This window comes from Marinobacterium profundum, assembly GCF_001528745.1.
In the GTDB taxonomy this organism is placed as follows: Bacteria; Pseudomonadota; Gammaproteobacteria; order Pseudomonadales; family Balneatricaceae; genus Marinobacterium_A; species Marinobacterium_A profundum.
Genome location: NZ_BCNS01000117.1, coordinates 1 through 16,915 on the forward strand (window position 1 = coordinate 1; position 16,915 = coordinate 16,915).

General features: G+C 57.0%; 14 protein-coding genes. 3 read left to right on the forward strand and 11 right to left on the reverse strand.

Annotation, left to right across the window (positions count from 1 at the left end):
• Window positions 1-278 precede the first annotated feature (278 nt).
• Window positions 279-1,319, forward strand: coding sequence for a nucleoid-associated protein (locus MPRO_RS12305; RefSeq protein ID WP_067292686.1), 1,041 nt, complete (start codon window positions 279-281; stop codon window positions 1,317-1,319).
• A 41-nt stretch (window positions 1,320-1,360) separates the two neighbouring features.
• Here the strand turns inward: MPRO_RS12305 and MPRO_RS12310 are convergent, their stop codons facing one another.
• Both MPRO_RS12310 and trhO read right to left on the reverse strand, forming a co-directional pair.
• The gene (locus MPRO_RS12310; protein ID WP_158651808.1) at window positions 1,361-2,116 is read right to left on the reverse strand and encodes a GGDEF domain-containing protein; all 756 of its coding nucleotides are present in this window, start codon (window positions 2,114-2,116) and stop codon (window positions 1,361-1,363) included.
• Between the two features lie 612 nt (window positions 2,117-2,728).
• Entirely contained in the window at window positions 2,729-3,715 is a 987-nt protein-coding gene (trhO, locus tag MPRO_RS12315) for an oxygen-dependent tRNA uridine(34) hydroxylase TrhO (RefSeq protein ID WP_067292692.1), read from the reverse strand.
• A 454-nt stretch (window positions 3,716-4,169) separates the two neighbouring features.
• Between trhO and hisC the strand changes: the two genes are divergently transcribed.
• Window positions 4,170-5,246, forward strand: coding sequence for a histidinol-phosphate transaminase (gene hisC, locus MPRO_RS12320; protein ID WP_067292695.1), 1,077 nt, complete (start codon window positions 4,170-4,172; stop codon window positions 5,244-5,246).
• A gap of 71 nt (window positions 5,247-5,317) precedes the next feature.
• On the opposite strand, the gene MPRO_RS12325 is transcribed toward hisC, so the two are convergent.
• The 4 genes from MPRO_RS12325 to MPRO_RS25075 form a co-directional block, all read right to left on the reverse strand.
• Window positions 5,318-6,487 (reverse strand): type III PLP-dependent enzyme, encoded by a 1,170-nt coding sequence (locus MPRO_RS12325; protein WP_067292769.1) that lies wholly within the window; start codon window positions 6,485-6,487, stop codon window positions 5,318-5,320.
• A gap of 206 nt (window positions 6,488-6,693) precedes the next feature.
• Window positions 6,694-7,296 carry a CBS domain-containing protein gene (locus MPRO_RS12330; protein WP_067292699.1) on the reverse strand — a complete coding sequence of 201 codons (603 nt, stop codon included), beginning with the start codon at window positions 7,294-7,296 and terminating at the stop codon, window positions 6,694-6,696.
• Window positions 7,297-7,420: 124 nt separating this feature from the next.
• Window positions 7,421-8,308, reverse strand: a complete 888-nt coding sequence (locus tag MPRO_RS12335) for a PhzF family phenazine biosynthesis protein (protein WP_067292702.1) — start codon at window positions 8,306-8,308, stop codon at window positions 7,421-7,423.
• 89 nt (window positions 8,309-8,397) lie between these two features.
• Window positions 8,398-8,568, reverse strand: a complete 171-nt coding sequence (locus tag MPRO_RS25075) for a DUF1127 domain-containing protein (protein WP_082708715.1) — start codon at window positions 8,566-8,568, stop codon at window positions 8,398-8,400.
• Window positions 8,569-8,734: 166 nt separating this feature from the next.
• On the opposite strand from MPRO_RS25075, the gene MPRO_RS12340 reads away from it, so the two are divergent.
• Window positions 8,735-10,165 carry an aminotransferase-like domain-containing protein gene (locus tag MPRO_RS12340; RefSeq protein ID WP_067292705.1) on the forward strand — a complete coding sequence of 477 codons (1,431 nt, stop codon included), beginning with the start codon at window positions 8,735-8,737 and terminating at the stop codon, window positions 10,163-10,165.
• Between the two features lie 14 nt (window positions 10,166-10,179).
• Here the strand turns inward: MPRO_RS12340 and MPRO_RS12345 are convergent, their stop codons facing one another.
• The 5 genes from MPRO_RS12345 to MPRO_RS12365 all read right to left on the reverse strand — a co-directional run bounded on the left by MPRO_RS12345 (window position 10,180) and on the right by MPRO_RS12365 (window position 16,872).
• The gene (locus MPRO_RS12345) at window positions 10,180-11,919 is read right to left on the reverse strand and encodes a hybrid sensor histidine kinase/response regulator (RefSeq protein WP_067292708.1); all 1,740 of its coding nucleotides are present in this window, start codon (window positions 11,917-11,919) and stop codon (window positions 10,180-10,182) included.
• Entirely contained in the window at window positions 11,903-13,066 is a 1,164-nt protein-coding gene (ercA, locus tag MPRO_RS12350) for an alcohol dehydrogenase-like regulatory protein ErcA (RefSeq protein WP_067292712.1), read from the reverse strand. The genes MPRO_RS12345 and ercA overlap by 17 nt, the downstream gene beginning before the upstream one ends.
• 162 nt (window positions 13,067-13,228) lie before the next feature.
• Window positions 13,229-13,597, reverse strand: coding sequence for a TraR/DksA family transcriptional regulator (locus MPRO_RS12355; protein ID WP_067292715.1), 369 nt, complete (start codon window positions 13,595-13,597; stop codon window positions 13,229-13,231).
• A 494-nt stretch (window positions 13,598-14,091) separates the two neighbouring features.
• Window positions 14,092-16,017, reverse strand: coding sequence for a molecular chaperone HtpG (gene htpG, locus MPRO_RS12360; protein ID WP_067292718.1), 1,926 nt, complete (start codon window positions 16,015-16,017; stop codon window positions 14,092-14,094).
• A gap of 129 nt (window positions 16,018-16,146) precedes the next feature.
• Window positions 16,147-16,872, reverse strand: a complete 726-nt coding sequence (locus tag MPRO_RS12365; RefSeq protein ID WP_216821300.1) for a DUF599 domain-containing protein — start codon at window positions 16,870-16,872, stop codon at window positions 16,147-16,149.
• Between the last annotated feature and the right edge of the window lie 43 nt (window positions 16,873-16,915).

The window sequence follows — 16,915 nt, forward strand, 5'->3', positions numbered from 1 at the left end:
AGCCAAACTCAGGTGGCTCGCAGTAGGTTGAGTATTGTCGGACAGCCTCCTAGCCGTCCAGGCGTTGTTTCGACTATGCTTGTTGGGCACGGGAGTTGTCTGATCAATAAGGCCGAGGTCTTTCTCCAGCGAGTCATTTCCCCTCCGCGATCAGTTCCCGTGCATCTTGTTGTCTGGGTGCCATACAACATCCATCCTGTGCTATTGCCGAATCCGGCTCGCCCCCAGGGCTCTGTTTATCGTAAAATCCCCCGGTCTGAAGCCCAGCTGGAACTCCCATGGAATTACAGAAAGTCGCCATCCGATCACTGACCCGCGCCGCGGGCGAACTGACTGCGCTTGATCCGCAGGCACCGCTGGTACAGCAACTGTTTGAAGCCGTTACCGGCGGTTTTGGCCGCCGCTCAGCCCTGACCCACGGCGCCTTCAGCGACGACGCCCTCTGCGAGCACCCCTTCGCAACCGCATTGCTGCCAATGGCCGGTGACAGTGCCAGTGACGCAGACCTCGAAGCCCTGGCCGATGCCAGCCTGGCGGCCTTGCTGCAAAGCGCAGAACCCGACCAGCCAGCTGACGCCTGTGACAGTCAGGTTATCTTCCTGTTGTATCAGAGTGATCGTTATCACTACCTGCTACTCGCCCTGGTGGAACACGAGACCCGTCTGAGCCTGGACGCGAACCTGCAGCCCATACAGACCCAGGTGCTGGCAGCTGAGCGCCTGGTACAGGCCCTGCGCATCAACCTCACCCGCCTTGGCCGCAGCCAGGACAGTTACCTCAGCTTCGTTCCGGGCAAGCGCAATGGCAGCATTGGGCAGGACTTCCCCGGCGCCCTGGGCTGCAGCCAAGCTATTCCTGCGAGCCAGAGCACCCGCGAGCTGATTCGTGCAACCCGTGATTTCTGCAATCAGAATGCGCTGCACGAACGCAAGGATGAAGTCGTGGAAGACGTCGTTAGCTATCTGGAGCAACAGCGCGGCGAGCAGCGCCATGCGTCGCTAAATGAAGTGGAACGACTGTTCGATGCCTATATCCCGCCCAGTGAAGATCCGGCACCGGGGACAACCTTCGGCGAATTTGCCAATACCGAGCCTTACCAGGTCAGCCAGGAATTTCAGCCACACCGCGCGACCCTGAAAGCTCTGAGCAAGGTCAAAACCAAATCGGACAACTGGCAACTGGACTTTACCCGCCGTTCCCTGGGGGCCCAGGGTTCGGATCGGGACATTCTGTTTGACGAACAGGGACAGACGCTTACGCTGCGCCGCTTGCCGACACGCGTGATTCAGACTATTCGTGAAGCGCTGGAACAGGAATAAACATCCGGCGGCGGGTCTGTCGGGTTCGGCAGACTTCGCTGTCAGTTGTTGTCCAGGTCTTCCGGGCCTGCTGCTAGGCCACTGACACGGTTGCGACCTTCCCGTTTGGACCAGTACAAACGCTCATCCGCACGTTGCAACAAGACGCTAGCCCTTTCCTTGCTACGCAACTGTGACACACCAAAACTGGCGGTAACCGGGCGGCCTATCCCAAAATCCGCCCCGCAGAGGATCTGACGCAACCGCTCCGCCATCTCCCTCGCCAGAACGCCATCGGTCTCGGTGGCGATCAGCATGAACTCCTCTCCACCGGTGCGGGCCAGGAAGTCCACTTCGCGTACTGCAGAAGACATCAATGATGCCACCTGGCGCAGCACTGCATCCCCAACGGGATGCCCGTGGTTATCATTTACCTGTTTGAAGTTGTCGATATCAAACAGAATCACCGACAGTGGACGCTGAAAACGCTGCGCCCGGCTGATCTCCTGCGTCAGTAACACCTGTACACGACGATGGTTGATCAATCCGGTCAGACTGTCGGTTGAGCTTTCGCGTACCAGAATGGTCAGCTCACCAAAACGGCGAACCGCGAAAATTCCGATATAGATCGGCAGAAAAAGCCCCATCGAGAAGAGCATGTCATCGAGGTCGATAACTTCATAGTCACGACTAAAGGCATACAGCCTCTCACTCAGGTCCAGCCAGCTAACGACATAAAAAATCATCAGCAATATCAGGCAACTAAGCAAAAATTCCCGTAGCCAGCGACGCTTGTTCAAATACTTGTGATTATCCAACCGCAAAGAATCCCCTTCGTATGTGGGAGCAACGCGAAGAATTCATTGTAAGGAGTACGCGCACTCGCCACAACACGAATGTCTCTTTTTAAAGACAGTAAATATCTAAAGCTGCTTGTGCACCATACCGCAAGCAGCAAAGCCATTCTGTAATGAGGTCCTAGCAGCCTGTCGGACTTGGCCGATCGTCGCGAGGGAAAGTCCGTTTTGAGGCAGTTTTTGAGCTCTTTTGAGGCAAATAGTGGTTCTATTTAACAAAAAAAGAGGACGAAAAATGACCAAAATCGGTTTTTCCGCAGTAGATCAGTGGTAAATCCGACAGGCTGCTAGAAGCCTGTCCGACAATACTCAACCTACTGCGTGGTTCTATTTAACACTTGAAACGAAGTGGAAAGAACCGCTTTAGCGGGGTCGCAGACCGAGGAGCCTGCGACGAGTAAAAAAGAGGACGAAAAACAACCAAAATCGGCTTTTCCGCAGTAGATCAGTGGTAAGTCCGACAGGCTGCTAGAGCCCACCAATGGCGGGCATGTCCGAAGTGGCAAGCGGAGAAAACAAGGGCGGCGCACCACTGCGCTGCGGTACGGAAATTCTCTGAGGCCTCAGTGCGCCTCAGGAAGCAGGCCCTTGTGCCTGGCGTTCGCGCAGTGCTTTTTTCTCATCCTTGCGCTTCTTGATGGCCTTGGCGGCATCGGCCCCCAAATGGACTTCACCGCGCTGCTCGGCCAGCCTGACCTGCAGTTCACGCTGTGCATAACGCGCGCGTTGCTCATCCGACAGTTCATCAAAGCAGTGCGGACAGCTAACACCAGCCATATACTTCTCACTGCTCATGTCCGCCTCGGTAATCGGCAGACGGCAGGCATGACACTGCTCAAAACTGCCGCGTTCCAGCGCGTGATTGACGGTGACACGGTTATCAAACACGAAACACTCGCCGCGCCACAGAGACTCTTCCTGCGGCACTTCCTCCAAGTATTTGAGGATACCGCCTTCCAGATGGTACACCTCGCCAAAACCCTGTTCCTTCAGGTAGGCGGTGGATTTTTCGCAGCGAATGCCACCCGTACAGAACATCGCAACCTTCGGATGTTTGGCAGGATCCAGATTTTGCTTCACGAAATCCGGGAACTCTCGAAACGTCTTGGTCAAGGGGTTCAGCGCACGCTCAAAGGTGCCAATCTGTACCTCGTAGTCATTACGGGTATCAATCACGACAACATCTGGATCCGCAATCAGACTGTTCCAGTCAGTGGGTTTTACATAGGTGCCCACAATCTGGCGCGGATCTATACCCTCGACGCCCATGGTGACGATCTCTTTTTTCAGTTTCACCTTGGTACGGTAAAACGGCATATCGTCGCTGTAGGACTCCTTGTGAGAGAGGTCCGCCAGGCGCATATCGGCGCGCAACCAGGCCAGCAGGCTATCAATCCCCTCTCGGGAACCGGCCACAGTGCCATTGACGCCTTCGCGGGCCAACAGCAGAGTGCCACGCACCCCCTGCGCCTCCATTAGATCGTGCAGAGGCTGGCGCATGGACTCGAAGTCCTCCAGAGTCGCGAACTTGTACAGCGCACAAACAACTATCTGAGTCATATCTTTTCCATCGTGCGATCCGGGGCGTAAGCCCGGAGCAGAGTTAAACAGGCGCCGCATTATACCAAAATGGCGCAAAACCTCGACACCATGCATATCGCAGCGATAGCCACGTCTGAGCCTCACAACAAAACGCCTGTACCGTGCATCTGACACTGAACTTTTATCTGTCCTGTGGATCTACTAAGACGGATCAGCTCTGCCCTGGGTACAGGGCATGCCTGGCCCAATCCTCAGCCGGCGCCCCCGGTGCCTGTGGGACGTCGGCTGACTTTACGGCGCCGCCATGCCGATTCGCTTCCTGAAACGCCTGGATTTATCGCAACAACTCCAGAGCCTGAACACAGAGCTTTTAGCCCGCCTCTAGGAGGCTGTCCGAGAATGCTGCTATGCTAGGCGCCATTCTTTTGTATCGCCTTGGCGCCCTCTCAACCCATCCTGTGAAAGCACCGCAATGAGCAAATTCTGGAGTGAAGCGATCCAGCACCTGGTTCCCTATGTACCAGGCGAGCAGCCGAAAGAGCAGCAGATCGTCAAACTGAATACCAATGAAAACCCCTATCCCCCCTCGCCACTGGTCATGCAGACACTGCAGGATTTCGATCTCGCGCGGCTTCGGCTTTATCCGGACCCCGATGCCCGGGCGCTAAAACAGGCGCTGGCGGATTACCACGGCGTGACCCGGGACAACGTCTTTGTCGGCAATGGCTCCGATGAAGTACTGGCGCATACCTTTATGGCGTTCTTCCGCCAAAAGGCACCGCTGCTGATGCCCAACATCAGCTACAGCTTTTACGATGTCTACTGCAATCTGTACGACATTCAGTACAGCGAAGTACCTTTGCAGGCCGACTTCAGCATCTGCCTGGATGACTACAGCCAGACCAATGGCGGCATTATCTTCGCCAACCCCAACGCCCCCACAGGCCGCACGCTCGAGCTCGACGAAATCGAACGCCTGCTGGCGCGCAACACCGAATCCGTAGTAGTGGTGGATGAAGCCTACGTTGATTTCGGCGCCCAGAGTGCCATCGCCCTGACACAGCGCTACGACAACTTGCTCGTGGTGCAGACCTTCTCGAAATCACGCTCGCTGGCAGGACTGCGCATTGGCTTTGCCATCGGGCATCCGGATCTTATTGACGGGCTGGAACGGGTCAAGAACAGCTTTAATTCCTACCCGCTGGACATGCTTGCCATTAGTGCAGGTGTCGCCGCGATAGAAGATGAAGAGTACTTTCGCAGCACCACCGATCGCATCATCGCCACTCGGGAATGGACCTGTAACGAACTCCAGGCACTGGGGTTTGTCGTGCTGCCGTCATGCACCAACTTTGTTTTCGCCCACCACCGTTATCTGGAAGGGGCGGAACTGATGGGCTACCTGCGTGCCAACGGCTTGCTGGTGCGTCATTTTAGCCGCCCACTGATCGACAACCACCTGCGCATCAGCATCGGTACCGATGCCCAAATGCAACGGCTAATCGATACCCTGACCGGGCACCCGGATATCATCCGCCTGGAAGCCTGATCCGGCAAAACGCAAAAAGGGTGCCTGATAATGGCACCCTTTTTTTTCAGCTGTTGAATTCGAACCCGACGTTAGACGACGTAATACTTGAGTGGCGGAAAGCCATTGAACTCGACCGAACTGTAACTGGTGGTGTAAGCCCCGGTGGAGAACCAGTAAAGCCTATCCCCCATTTCCAGCGACAACGGCAGCTTGTAGCGGTAGCTTTCGTACATGATATCCACGCTATCGCAGGTGGGCCCCGCCAGTATAACTTCTTCGAATTCAGCCCCGGGGTCGTCATCACGCTCACTGGCCAGTGGATACTTGATGGCCTCGTCCAGCGTTTCTATAAGGCCGTTGAACTTGCCGACATCGGTAAACACCCAGCGCTCCAGCGCCGTGGCGGACTTGCGCGAGATCAGCACCACTTCAGACACCAGAATACCGGCATCGCCCACGAGAGAGCGCCCGGGCTCCAGAATGATCTCGGGCACATCATCACCGAAGTCTTCTTTCAAGAAACGCGTAATTTCCTGCACATAGATCGCAAACTCGTTGGCCTTGTGCAGATAGCTGGCCGGAAAACCGCCACCCATGTTGATCATTTTCAAGCCAATGCCGTATTCCGCCAGCAGGCGTTCAAAGATTACCTTGACCTTGGCGATGGCGCCATCCCAGACATCAATATCACGCTGTTGCGAACCTACGTGGAAAGACAGGCCCCAGGGCACCAGTCCAAGATCCCGCGCCAGCACCGCCAGCTCCACCGCCATCTCCGGGTTGCAGCCAAACTTGCGTGACAACGGCCAGTCGGCGCCCTCGGAGCCTTCGGTCAGCACCCGGATATAGACCCTCGAACCCGGCGCCTGCGCCGCTATATTGCGCAGGTCAGCTTCGGAGTCCGTCGCAAACAGCCGTACACCCTTGTCGTGGAAATAACGAATATCGCGGGCTTTCTTGATGGTATTGCCAAAGCTCATGCGCGAAGGATCCACGCCGTGCTTCATGACCTTGTCCAGCTCATAGATCGAGGCAATATCGAAGTTCGAGCCCAGCTGCGCCAGCAGCGCAATGACTTCATCCGCCGGATTCGCCTTCACCGCATAAAACACCCGGGCGTAGTCGAAACCCTGCTCCAGCTGCGTATATTTCTGGCGGATATTGTCCAGATCAATCACCAGGCAAGGAGTCTCCCGGCAATCGGCAATCGCCTTTGCACGTTGCCACTGTTCGGGACTGATATGTTCTGGCAGCTTCATCAGGCGCAGCACCTCTTAATATGCGGTGGTTGGGGCCTCAGACTTCACCTGCGAGCAGATCGGATGCTGCCGGCGTCATGGGCCCATAAAAAAGAACCCGCAGTGATGGCATCAGCGCGGGTTCTTTTCTGAATTTTCGCGGAGTATAGAGCAATGACATCAGGGCGCAAACATTTTCGCCGCCGATTGAAAAAGCAGCCGGTCCCTCAGAGCTCCCCACCCTGAGCGACGATTTTCTCAATCTCGGCGAATGTCTTGGCTTCGTACATGACTTCAAAACTAACCTTGAGCAAACGCGAAATATCGCTGGCTGATATAACCCCCCGCACCCGTCTGACACCGGCATAACCCTCATCAATCACCACAACGTGCTGGTCGCCCGACCCCTGCATGGTGAGCATAAGATCACCGATGGTGGCATTGGCTACCTGGTCGAACGTCAGGCCACGAATATTCGCCTTGCCCAGCATAATGTGGCACACCTGCACCTCCGAGCGGGCAATACCATGCTGCTGCGCATACACCATGGCGCTTGAGCCTGCGATATCCCGAGCGGTAATCACACCGGCGAACTGGTTCTTGTCATTGACGACAAACAGCATGCGCACATGCTGGCTTTTCATCCAGTCCAGCGCCTCGTCGACACTCATCTGCAGCGGCACAGTAACCGGAGTGGTCTCGACAAAATCGGTCATGACTTCCAGCGCAGGACTACGCAGGGTGGATTGCGGACAGACCTGAGTGGGCGATAGCAAGTGGTCGACGTCCGACGCCGCCTGCACTCGTAAATGGCGAAATTCCTGAAACATAAGCGCTCCTACTGCCGTTATTATTCTTCGCGCAAGGCTAAAAGCATAGCGAGTTTCGGAGCTTATTTCATTGTTCAATGCGAACGGCACCAGATCACAGACAGGCATAGTGCCCGCCCAGGATTTAATCCAGCAGGAAATGCCCCGCGCTGATACGCCGCGCCTGGCCTTCGACGAATACGGCCTCGGGGCCCGTCGCCCCCATCTCAACCCGTGTCACGATCAGGCTCGCCCGCCCCATCTCTATGCCCTGCTCAATCCGCAGCCGATGTGTGCCAGGGGTCGCAGCCTTCACCGCAAGATAGCCCGCCAGTGCCGCGGCGGCAGATCCGGTAGCCGGGTCTTCCGGAATATTGTTGGCGGGATCGAACATGCGCGCACGCACCTGCCCGGCATCCTCTAGCAGAGCAAAGCAGTACAGATTGGAGACAGACCCAGCACCCAGTAACCGACGCCAGTGCGTCAAATCCAGCGCCGCCTGCCCCAGCGCCGCCAGGTCCCGAACCTGCAGCAGCTGAAACGGCAAACCGCAGCTGGCAATCACCGGGTCCGCCACCAGTTGCTCAGGCTGCAAGCCGATCATCACCGCGGCCTCATCCCGGCTCAGGGTACTGGTCGAGATTTCCGGCAGTGTGGCGGTACGCAGGCGCGCCACTGTCCCAGACTCTGTCGTTTCGATCTGCACCCGCACCGGCCCCACACGCTGTTCTAGCACCAGTGTGTCTGACTGATCCGGCGCTAGCAGCCCAAGCTGCGATAACAATAAGGCCGTGCCTATAGTCGGGTGGCCGGCAAAGGGAATTTCCCCGCCCGGTGTAAAAATGCGCGTGTTAAAGCGATTTCCCGCCATCGCCGGCCCCACGAACACTGTTTCAGACAGATTCAGTTCGCGGGCAATCTGCTGCATCAAGGCTGTCGGCAGTTCGGCGGCATCGGTAAAAACCGCCAGCGGGTTGCCACTAAAGGGCGTGTCGGTAAACACATCCAGGGTATGGAAATTCAGCTCTTGCATCTCTATCTGCCCTCTTTGAATGGCCGGTACTCGTTGATTCGTTCAGTTCCAGGGCTCTAACCTGGCAGGACAGAGCCCTGTGTTGGCTGTCACTTTTCCCAGAAGCGTTTGTGCCCTTCCAGGTAAGCGTCAGCCCGGCTGACGCCTATATCCTTGAGACTTCTGTCGTCCAAACCCAGCAGCTGGCGGCGCGAATGATAGCGTTGCAGTGCAAGGCGCAGGGCTTTCCATATGCGGTGGAACAGTTCAATGCTTAACATGGTTTCGTCCTCCCGTTGTTGATGTTGTACAGAGTAACGAAAGGCCGAGAACCATTACAGATTCAAAAAATTATTATTTATCCATTACAGATATTGAGAAATTACGACTGTACTGCTAATTTTATTTGCATCTGTACTGATATTTTATAAGCACACAGGATCTGTAATGAAACTCTATGAGCAGGTTGCGTCTGAGCTGACATCACGCATCGAACAGGGCTTTTATCGCTGCGGCGACCGGCTGCCCTCCATTCGCGCCCTGAGCCGGGAGCACGGGGTTAGCGTTGCCACCGTGCAGGAAGCCTATCGGCTGCTGGAGGATCAGGGCCTGGCCAGGCCCAAGCCCAAGTCCGGCTACTATGTGCGCCTGCGACCCGCCACGCCACAGTTGCCGGATATCAGCCGACCGGCACAGCGCCCGCTGGAAGTCTCCCACTGGGAACATGTACTGGACTTGCTCTGCTCTGGCGAAACACCGGGCGTGCTGTCACTCGGGCGCGGCATGCCGGATATCACCGCCACGACACTCAAGCCGCTGCAGCGAGCCCTGTCCGAGGGCAAACGCGGTGACAGTCTGCGCGGCTTCGCCTACGACAGCCTGCAGGGATCGCCAGAATTGCGCCAGCAGGTCGCACGCCTGAGTATCGATGCCGGCTGCAAGCTGCATCCCGATGACATCGTCATTACCACCGGCTGCCAGGAAGCACTCTCGGCCAGCATTCGCGCCGTCACCCAGCCCGGCGATGTGGTGGCGGTGGATTCGCCCAGCTTCTTTGGCTCCATGCAGGCAATCAAGGCTTTTGGCCTCAAGGCTCTGGAAATCCCCACAGACCCCGTCACTGGCATCAGTCTTGAAGCGCTGGAGCTGGCACTGGAACAATGGCCTATCCGCGCCATCCAGGTGACACCCACCTGCAATAACCCGCTGGGCTACACCATGCCAGAGGCGCGCAAACGTCAGCTGGTAAGTCTGGCCCAGCGTTTTGACGTCGCTATTATCGAGGATGATATTTACGGTGATCTGAGCTTTCAGTTTCCACGCCCGCGCTCTATCAAGTCGTTTGATATCGATGACCGGGTACTGCTGTGCAGTTCCTTTTCCAAGGTACTGGCTCCGGGTTTGCGCGTGGGATGGGCGGCACCCGGACGTTACCGGGATCAGGTCATGCACATGAAGTATGTTGGCACCGCCGCCAGCTCAACCCTGCCACAGCTGGCGGTGGCGGAGTTTATCGAGAAGGGTGGCTATGAGCGCCACCTGAGGCGCATGCGGGCACAATACCTGAATGGACGTGACCAGATGATTACCACTGTGGAGCGCTACTTCCCCGCCGGTACGCGGATCAGCTACCCCCAGGGCGGTTTTCTGCTCTGGATCGAGCTGCCGGGGGATATCGACACCCTGCAGCTGAACAACCGACTGCAGCCCAACGGCATCCGCATAGGTCCCGGGGTGCTGTTCTCGGCCACAGGCAAGTACCGCAACTGCATGCGACTGAATTTTTCGGACAAGCCCTCTGCTGCACAGGATAAAGCCCTGCAACAGGTGGGCATTGAAGTGCAGCAGATGCTGCAGGAAATTGACCGGGTTGCCTGAGCAGACAGAATTTTTTAGCGGGGCCTTTCGGCCTGTTGCAGCAGATGGGTCAGCAGTGCCCGCAATTTGCCTGGCCGCACTGGCTTTGGCAGTACCGGGAGGCCCTGCTCACGGAACAGTTGCAGAGTATCGGCCGAGCGATCGGCCGTAATCATGGCGGCCGGAAAATCAGCACCCAATTTCTGGCGCAGCGCCTGCACCACCTCAATCCCGGTACGACCCAGATCCAGATGATAATCTGCCAGCAGTAACTGCGGGGCCGCCTCCCGGCCCTCTTCGCCATTCTGCCGACAGAGCGCCAGCGCAGCCTCGCAATCGCGCGCCACACTGAGCTCGCAGCCCCACTGTTCCAGCAGCGCACACATGCTCAGCAGCACGCCCTCGTCGTTATCCACCACCAGCACCCGCGTGCCTGCCAGGCTATCCAGTGGCGCACTCAGCGACTCGGGCATTACGGCCGCAACCTGCCCCAGCACCCGCGGCACTTCAATGGCGAACATTGAACCCTTGCCAAGACTGGAGCGGACCTCAACCCGATGCTCCAGCACCCGAGCGATACGATCCACAATCGCCAGCCCAAGGCCCACACCGCGACGCTCACCGGCATGGTGGTCGGGCAGCTGGTGAAATTCGCAGAAAATGTCCTCGAGTTTGGAGTCAGCAATACCAGCACCGCTATCCCACACCTGAATGCTGACCCGGTCACCGCGGTTGCGCACCCCCAGCAACACAGTACCGCGCTCGGTATAGCGCAGGGCGTTACTGAGAAAATTGCGCAGAATACGCGTCAGCAGGCGGCTGTCGCTGCGAATACTCAGGGTGCTGGGCGCCAGCCGCAGCTGCAGCCCTTCGCTGGCGGCCACGGGTTGTAGCTCAGCCGCCAGCGGCTGCAGGATTGAGTGCAGGGAAAATTCGGCCAGGTCCGGTCGCACCGCATTCTGGTCAAGCCTGGAGATATCCAGCAAGTCGGTCAGCAGATCCTCAGCCCCTTCCAGCGCCAGGTGCACGCGCTCAATCAGATAACCGTCCTGGCCTTCGAGCGCGCGTTCGCGCAACGTGGATACCAGCAGGCGCGCCGCATTCATGGGCTGCAGCAAATCATGACTGGCCGCCGCCAGATACTTGTCCTTGCTCTTGTTGGCTTCATGGGCGGCATCGCGGGCCAGACGCAATTGTTCGTTCAGCTCGAGTAACTCTTCGGTACGCTCGGCGACCCGCTGCTCAAGCTCGGCATTAAGCTGCTGCAGCCGCTCACGGGCACGTTTGCGCTCGGTGTAGTCAGCCACGAAGGCTTCGATAATTTCGCCGCCATCAACCTGTTTGAGGAGGATATTCATGGCCACATCCACGGTGCCACCATTGCGGCAACGCAGCCGGGTTTCGTAGCCGATAAGCCGCTGACTGGCGAGCAGCATCTGGCGTATCGCCACCAGCTCCCCCGGATCAACAAACAACTCGGTAGCTAAATCGCGCACCTGATCGATCACCTGCGCGGGCGAATCATAACCGCAGAGGCTGGCTATGGCAGGGTTCGCCGCCAGCACGCCACCGGTCATGTCGGCGCGAAAAATCCCATGCAGGGCGTTCTCGAACAGCCACTTGTAGCGATTACGCTCCTGCTCCAGCTCGTGCATCTTGCGCTCGAGTTCAGGGTAGTAACTCTTGCGCGCCGACTGACTGCCAAGGCCGATCAGATCTTCGAAGGTGGCCGGATTCTGCTCAGAGGCACTATTCGCATCAGAGCGCTTCTTCATAAATGACCTCTACATCCCGCCGCGACGACTTGCGCGGATTCGTCAGAATGCAGGGATCCTTGATGGCATTTTTCGACAGCGAGGGTATATCGCTCAGGTTTACCCCAAAGACGCCAAGCGACTCTTTGAGCCCCACTTCCTGCTTGAGTCCTATGACACGCTGCATCAGGCGCTTGCGGATCTCACTGCTGTTCATGCCGCGCACATCCACACCCAGGGTGTCGGCGATGACCTTGAATTTGTCCGGTGTTTCACGGTAATTGAAATCGATCACATGCTCCAGCAACATGGCGTTGCAGAGCCCATGGGGCAGATCCAGATAGCCACCCAGACTGTGGGACATGGCATGCACAGCGCCCAAAATAGCATTAGAGAATGCCAGCCCTGCCTTCATGCTGCCCAGCATCACCTGCTCGCGCAGCCGAAGGTCATCGGGGTGGCGGATCAGATCCGCCAGGTTGCCATTGATCAGGCGAATGGCATCCAGTGCATGCATATCGGTCATGGGACCCGAGCCGGTAGAGACAAAGGCCTCTATGGCGTGCACCAGTGCATCCACACCAGTGCAGGCGGTCAGGAAGGGATCCATGGTCATGGTGGTTTCGGGATCAATCAGCGAAACGTCCGGTACCACGGATTTGCTGACGATGGAGATTTTCACCCGTTCAAATTCGTCATTGATGATGGCGAACTGGGAGACATCGGCGGAGGTGCCTGAGGTCGTGGGAATCAGGATCAGTGGCGGAATCGGCACCGTCAGCGTATCGACCCCCTCGAATTCCAGAATATGGCGGCCGTGGCTGCTGACAATACCAATGCCCTTGGCGCAATCCATCGGACTGCCACCACCCACCGCTACTATAAGGTTGCAACCCTCACTCGCATACAGGGCCGCGCCGCGCATCACCTCCTCGGAGCGAGGATTGGGCGATACATCGGTAAACACCACGTAGTCGATCAGCGCCTCGCGCAGTGTCTGCTCCACATCTGCCACCCAGCCTGCCTTCTGTACACCGGGATCGGATACCAGCAGTACCTTGCGCGCGCCAAAGGTTCTCGCATAGTTGCCGACCGTCTTGCGGGCACCGGCACCAAAGAGAATTTCAGGGGCGACAAATTTGCGCAGGTTGGAAAGTTCATGGCTCATGCTTGGGTCCCGTCATGTCTAAGCCCCTGGGTACGGGTCTTGTTTTGTCAGCATTATACCGGCTGCGCCAGACAACAACATCGACGGTCCTGAATACTGCCCAAGGGCATAAGCCACAACGCACCACCCGGCCGCTGGCCGGGGAGTGCGTCAGACAGACTCCTAACGCACTTCCTGCTGCTGCTGACAGCTCAGGCACAAGGGCGACTCAGGCCTTACGCTCAGACGGGCAAAGGGGATGCTGGCATCGCAACTGCGACAATATCCAAACTCCTCGTCGCCTTCATCAATGCGCCGCAGCGCCGCTTCCACCAGGTGCAGACGACGCTCACTCAGCATCACGTTGGCCTTGGCCATGTTGCGCTGCTGCAGGGCATCGCTGCGCTCGCTGGTATCGAACTGCTCGCGGTCGCCCCCCACCTCCGCCAGCATCTCGCGCAGGCCGGTAATTTCTTCGCTCAGGTCATGCTGCAATTTGTGCAGACGCTGAATAATCAGCTGCATCTGCTCGTCCTGTACGGTGTGTTCCATAATATGGATCTCTCAACTTGTCGATTTCAGACAGCGCCTTAGGCTCGAAAATGCCTGGCGTGTTACGGGCAAAAAAAAGGCGGACCCGAAGGCCCGCCTGGATACTCCAGCAGTCTATCAGGGGTCTGATCGCATCGGCATCAGCTCCGGGATGGCACCCGCCTCCCGATGCCGCAAGGGCATCAGGACAGCGCGAGCCTTACCCCGGCAGGGCAAGGTCGGGCTGGCATTCGTGGACTTGTGAATAACGGACATTGTGAACTGAGTGCTCTTTAACTAAATAAATTTAACTAAGTGGACTTAACTGATTCGGATGTTACTAATACCGAGTGTCACCGATCTGATGGCAAAATGCCAGCATTGTGCAGCCACGATCAACAGATGCCACAGACGCGACCTCATGAGCCTCTGATACTCAGGGCAACCGAATATAAAGCATAAAAAAAGCGGCCTCCAAAGGCCGCTTTTATATACCCTGCTAGCGACTTACCGCTTTACTGACTCAGCTCAAGCAACAGCTTGTTGAGACGTGCCACGTAAGCGGCTGGATCATCCAGCTGACCACCGGCCGCAAGCCCGGCCTGGTCAAAGATCACCAGGGACAACTCGCCAAAGCGATCTTCATCCGCTTCCTGATCCAGTTTCTGAATCAGCGGGTGCACGGGGTTAACCTCGAATACCGGCTTGGCTTCAGGTACTGGCTGGCCCGCGGCTTCCATGATGCGACGCATCTGCGCGCCCATGTCGTAACTGCCAAGTACCACGCAGGCTGGGGAGTCGGTCAGGCGGTGAGTGATACGCACATCCGACACTCGGTCACCCAGCTGAGTTTTGAGACGCCCAACCAGACCTTCCAATTCCTTGGCGGTTTCTTCCTGAGCGGCTTTCTCTTCCTCGTTTTCCACTTCGCCCAGATCCAGTTCGCCCTTGCTGACGTCCTGGAAGGACTTGCCGTCGAAGTCGAACAGGTGGCTCATCATCCACTCGTCAATGCGATCGGTCATGAGCAGGACTTCGATACCCTTCTTGCGGAAGATTTCGAGGTGCGGGCTGCTCTTGGCGGCATTGAATGAGTCAGCTACCACGTAGTAAATCTTGCTCTGGCCTTCCTGCATGCGGGCAATGTAGTCATCCAGGCCTACATTCTGCTCGCTGGTGCCGGAGTGCGTAGAGGAAAAGCGCAGCAGCTTGAGCACTTTTTCACGGTTGGCCTGATCTTCCGCCGGGCCTTCCTTCAGCACCTGACCAAATTCTTTCCAGAAAGCCTGGTACTTGTCGGTATCGTTCTTGGCCAGCTTGGTCAGCATGTCCAGTACACGCTTGCTCAGCGCAGCGCGCAGCTTGTCGACATGCGGGTCTTTTTGCAGGATCTCGCGGGATATATTCAGCGACAGGTTGCTGGAATCCACCACACCCTTGATAAAACGCAGGTACAGCGGCAGGAACTGGTCGGCCTGATCCATGATGAAAACACGCTGGATATACAGCTTCAGGCCACGGGGCGCTTCGCGGTTCCACAGATCGTAAGGGGCCTTTTCCGGCACATACAGCAGCGAGCTGTATTCCAGGCTGCCTTCGACCTTGCTGTGGGACCAGCTCAACGGATCGTTGAAATCATGGGACACATGCTTGTAGAACTCGGAGTATTCCTCATCGGTCACTTCGCTCTTGCTGCGCGTCCACAGAGCCGTGGCACTGTTGACCGTCTCGTCCTGAGGCGCTTCCACCGGCGCAGGTTCCTGACCTTCCTCCGGCTCTTCAGGCGCAGCCGCTTCTTTCTGCATCACCACCGGCAAGGCGATATGATCGGAGTACTTGCGCACCAGTTCACGCAGACGCCAGCTATTGGCGAACTCGCCTTCTTCTTCCTTCAGGTGCAGTACGATAGAGGTACCGCGACTGGCTTTTTCCAGCGTGGCAATGTTGAATTCACCCTCGCCTTTGGATGACCAGTGCACGCCCTCGGCTGCCGCCAGACCTGCACGACGGCTAAACACATCGACCTTGTCGGCAACGATAAAGGCCGAGTAGAAGCCCACACCGAACTGACCGATCAGCTGGCTGTCCTTCTTCTGGTCGCCGGTCATCTGGGACAGGAAGCCGGAGGTGCCGGACTTGGCGATAGTGCCCAGATGATCGATAACATCCTGGCGGCTCATGCCGATGCCGTTGTCGTCGATGGTGATGGTCTTGGCGGCTTCGTCGAAGCTGACTCGGATCCTGAGATCACCGTCGTTTTCGTACAAATCAGCATTGGACAGCGCTTCAAAACGCAGTTTTTCCGCCGCATCCGAGGCATTGGAAATCAGCTCGCGCAAGAAGATCTCCTTGTTGGAATACAGGGAGTGAATCATCAGATGAAGCAACTGCTTCACTTCCGTCTGGAATCCGAGAGTTTCTTTCTGGGTTTCGGTACTCATGAATATATAGGCCCTTGGTTCTGCAACAATTTCAGGTAACTCGCCTGTGTTCCAGAGATGGGGCCGGCAGAATCAATTTCAAGCCCTGGATGCAAAGTGCCTGTGCAAAACGCCCGCACGCCTGCCCTTTCAGCGCTCGACTTCGGTGCTCATCATCATCGTCTGCAGTGCCAGGGAGACAAATTCACGTCTATAAAGCACGAATACAACGGTGCCCGACAGCAACATAAACAGCCAGGGGTTGATAAACCAGCCCAGTGCAGCGACGCAGAAATAGTAGGTACGCAGGCCAATATTGAAGTTGTTGGCCGCCAGCGATGTCATGTCGGCGATGCGGGCGGCGTGGGCCTGCAGGCGCTGCTCGTTGAGCGACTCGCTTGGCACTGGTGCACCACCAATCATCACCGAGGCAAAGCCGTACTGGCGCAGGCTCCAGGTGAACTTGAAGAACGAATAGACAAACAGCAGGATCAGCAGCAGCAGTTTGAGCTCCCACTCCCCGGCCGAGAGCGGATAGGCATAGGGAATATCCCGCACTATGTTCATGGCTTCATCGGACACATTGAGCAGTGTCATAAGGCCGGCCAGAATCAGGATGGTGGTGGAGGCGAAGAAGGCTACAGTGCGTTCCAGATTGGCGATAGCGGTGGTGTCGGGCACACGGTTATCGCGCATCAGCATGTGTCGCATCCATTCCAGCCGATACAGGTGCATCACACTGGCAAGGCAAGGCGTGGTGTGCGCCTTGATACGTGCATAGGTCATGTAACCGCGAAAACACAGCAGGAACCAGCCCAGCGCCAGCAGGTTGATCCAGTGCGCCCCTATAAAATCCATCACGACATCGCTCGTCATTAATATCCGCCCGAACTTAGAATGCACGCCATTGTAAATCAAG

Bases quoted from the DNA above. Each gene is read 5' to 3' on its own strand.
- MPRO_RS12305 (WP_067292686.1), top strand. From the start codon at position 279: ATGGAATTACAGAAAGTCGCCATCCGATCACTGACCCGCGCCGCGGGC.
- trhO (WP_067292692.1), bottom strand. From the start codon at position 3,715: ATGACTCAGATAGTTGTTTGTGCGCTGTACAAGTTCGCGACTCTGGAG.
- hisC (WP_067292695.1), top strand. From the start codon at position 4,170: ATGAGCAAATTCTGGAGTGAAGCGATCCAGCACCTGGTTCCCTATGTA.
- MPRO_RS12325 (WP_067292769.1), bottom strand. From the start codon at position 6,487: ATGAAGCTGCCAGAACATATCAGTCCCGAACAGTGGCAACGTGCAAAG.
- MPRO_RS12330 (WP_067292699.1), bottom strand. From the start codon at position 7,296: ATGTTTCAGGAATTTCGCCATTTACGAGTGCAGGCGGCGTCGGACGTC.
- MPRO_RS12335 (WP_067292702.1), bottom strand. From the start codon at position 8,308: ATGCAAGAGCTGAATTTCCATACCCTGGATGTGTTTACCGACACGCCC.
- MPRO_RS25075 (WP_082708715.1), bottom strand. From the start codon at position 8,568: ATGTTAAGCATTGAACTGTTCCACCGCATATGGAAAGCCCTGCGCCTT.
- MPRO_RS12340 (WP_067292705.1), top strand. From the start codon at position 8,735: ATGAAACTCTATGAGCAGGTTGCGTCTGAGCTGACATCACGCATCGAA.
- MPRO_RS12345 (WP_067292708.1), bottom strand. From the start codon at position 11,919: ATGAAGAAGCGCTCTGATGCGAATAGTGCCTCTGAGCAGAATCCGGCC.
- ercA (WP_067292712.1), bottom strand. From the start codon at position 13,066: ATGAGCCATGAACTTTCCAACCTGCGCAAATTTGTCGCCCCTGAAATT.
- MPRO_RS12355 (WP_067292715.1), bottom strand. From the start codon at position 13,597: ATGGAACACACCGTACAGGACGAGCAGATGCAGCTGATTATTCAGCGT.
- htpG (WP_067292718.1), bottom strand. From the start codon at position 16,017: ATGAGTACCGAAACCCAGAAAGAAACTCTCGGATTCCAGACGGAAGTG.
- MPRO_RS12365 (WP_216821300.1), bottom strand. From the start codon at position 16,872: ATGACGAGCGATGTCGTGATGGATTTTATAGGGGCGCACTGGATCAAC.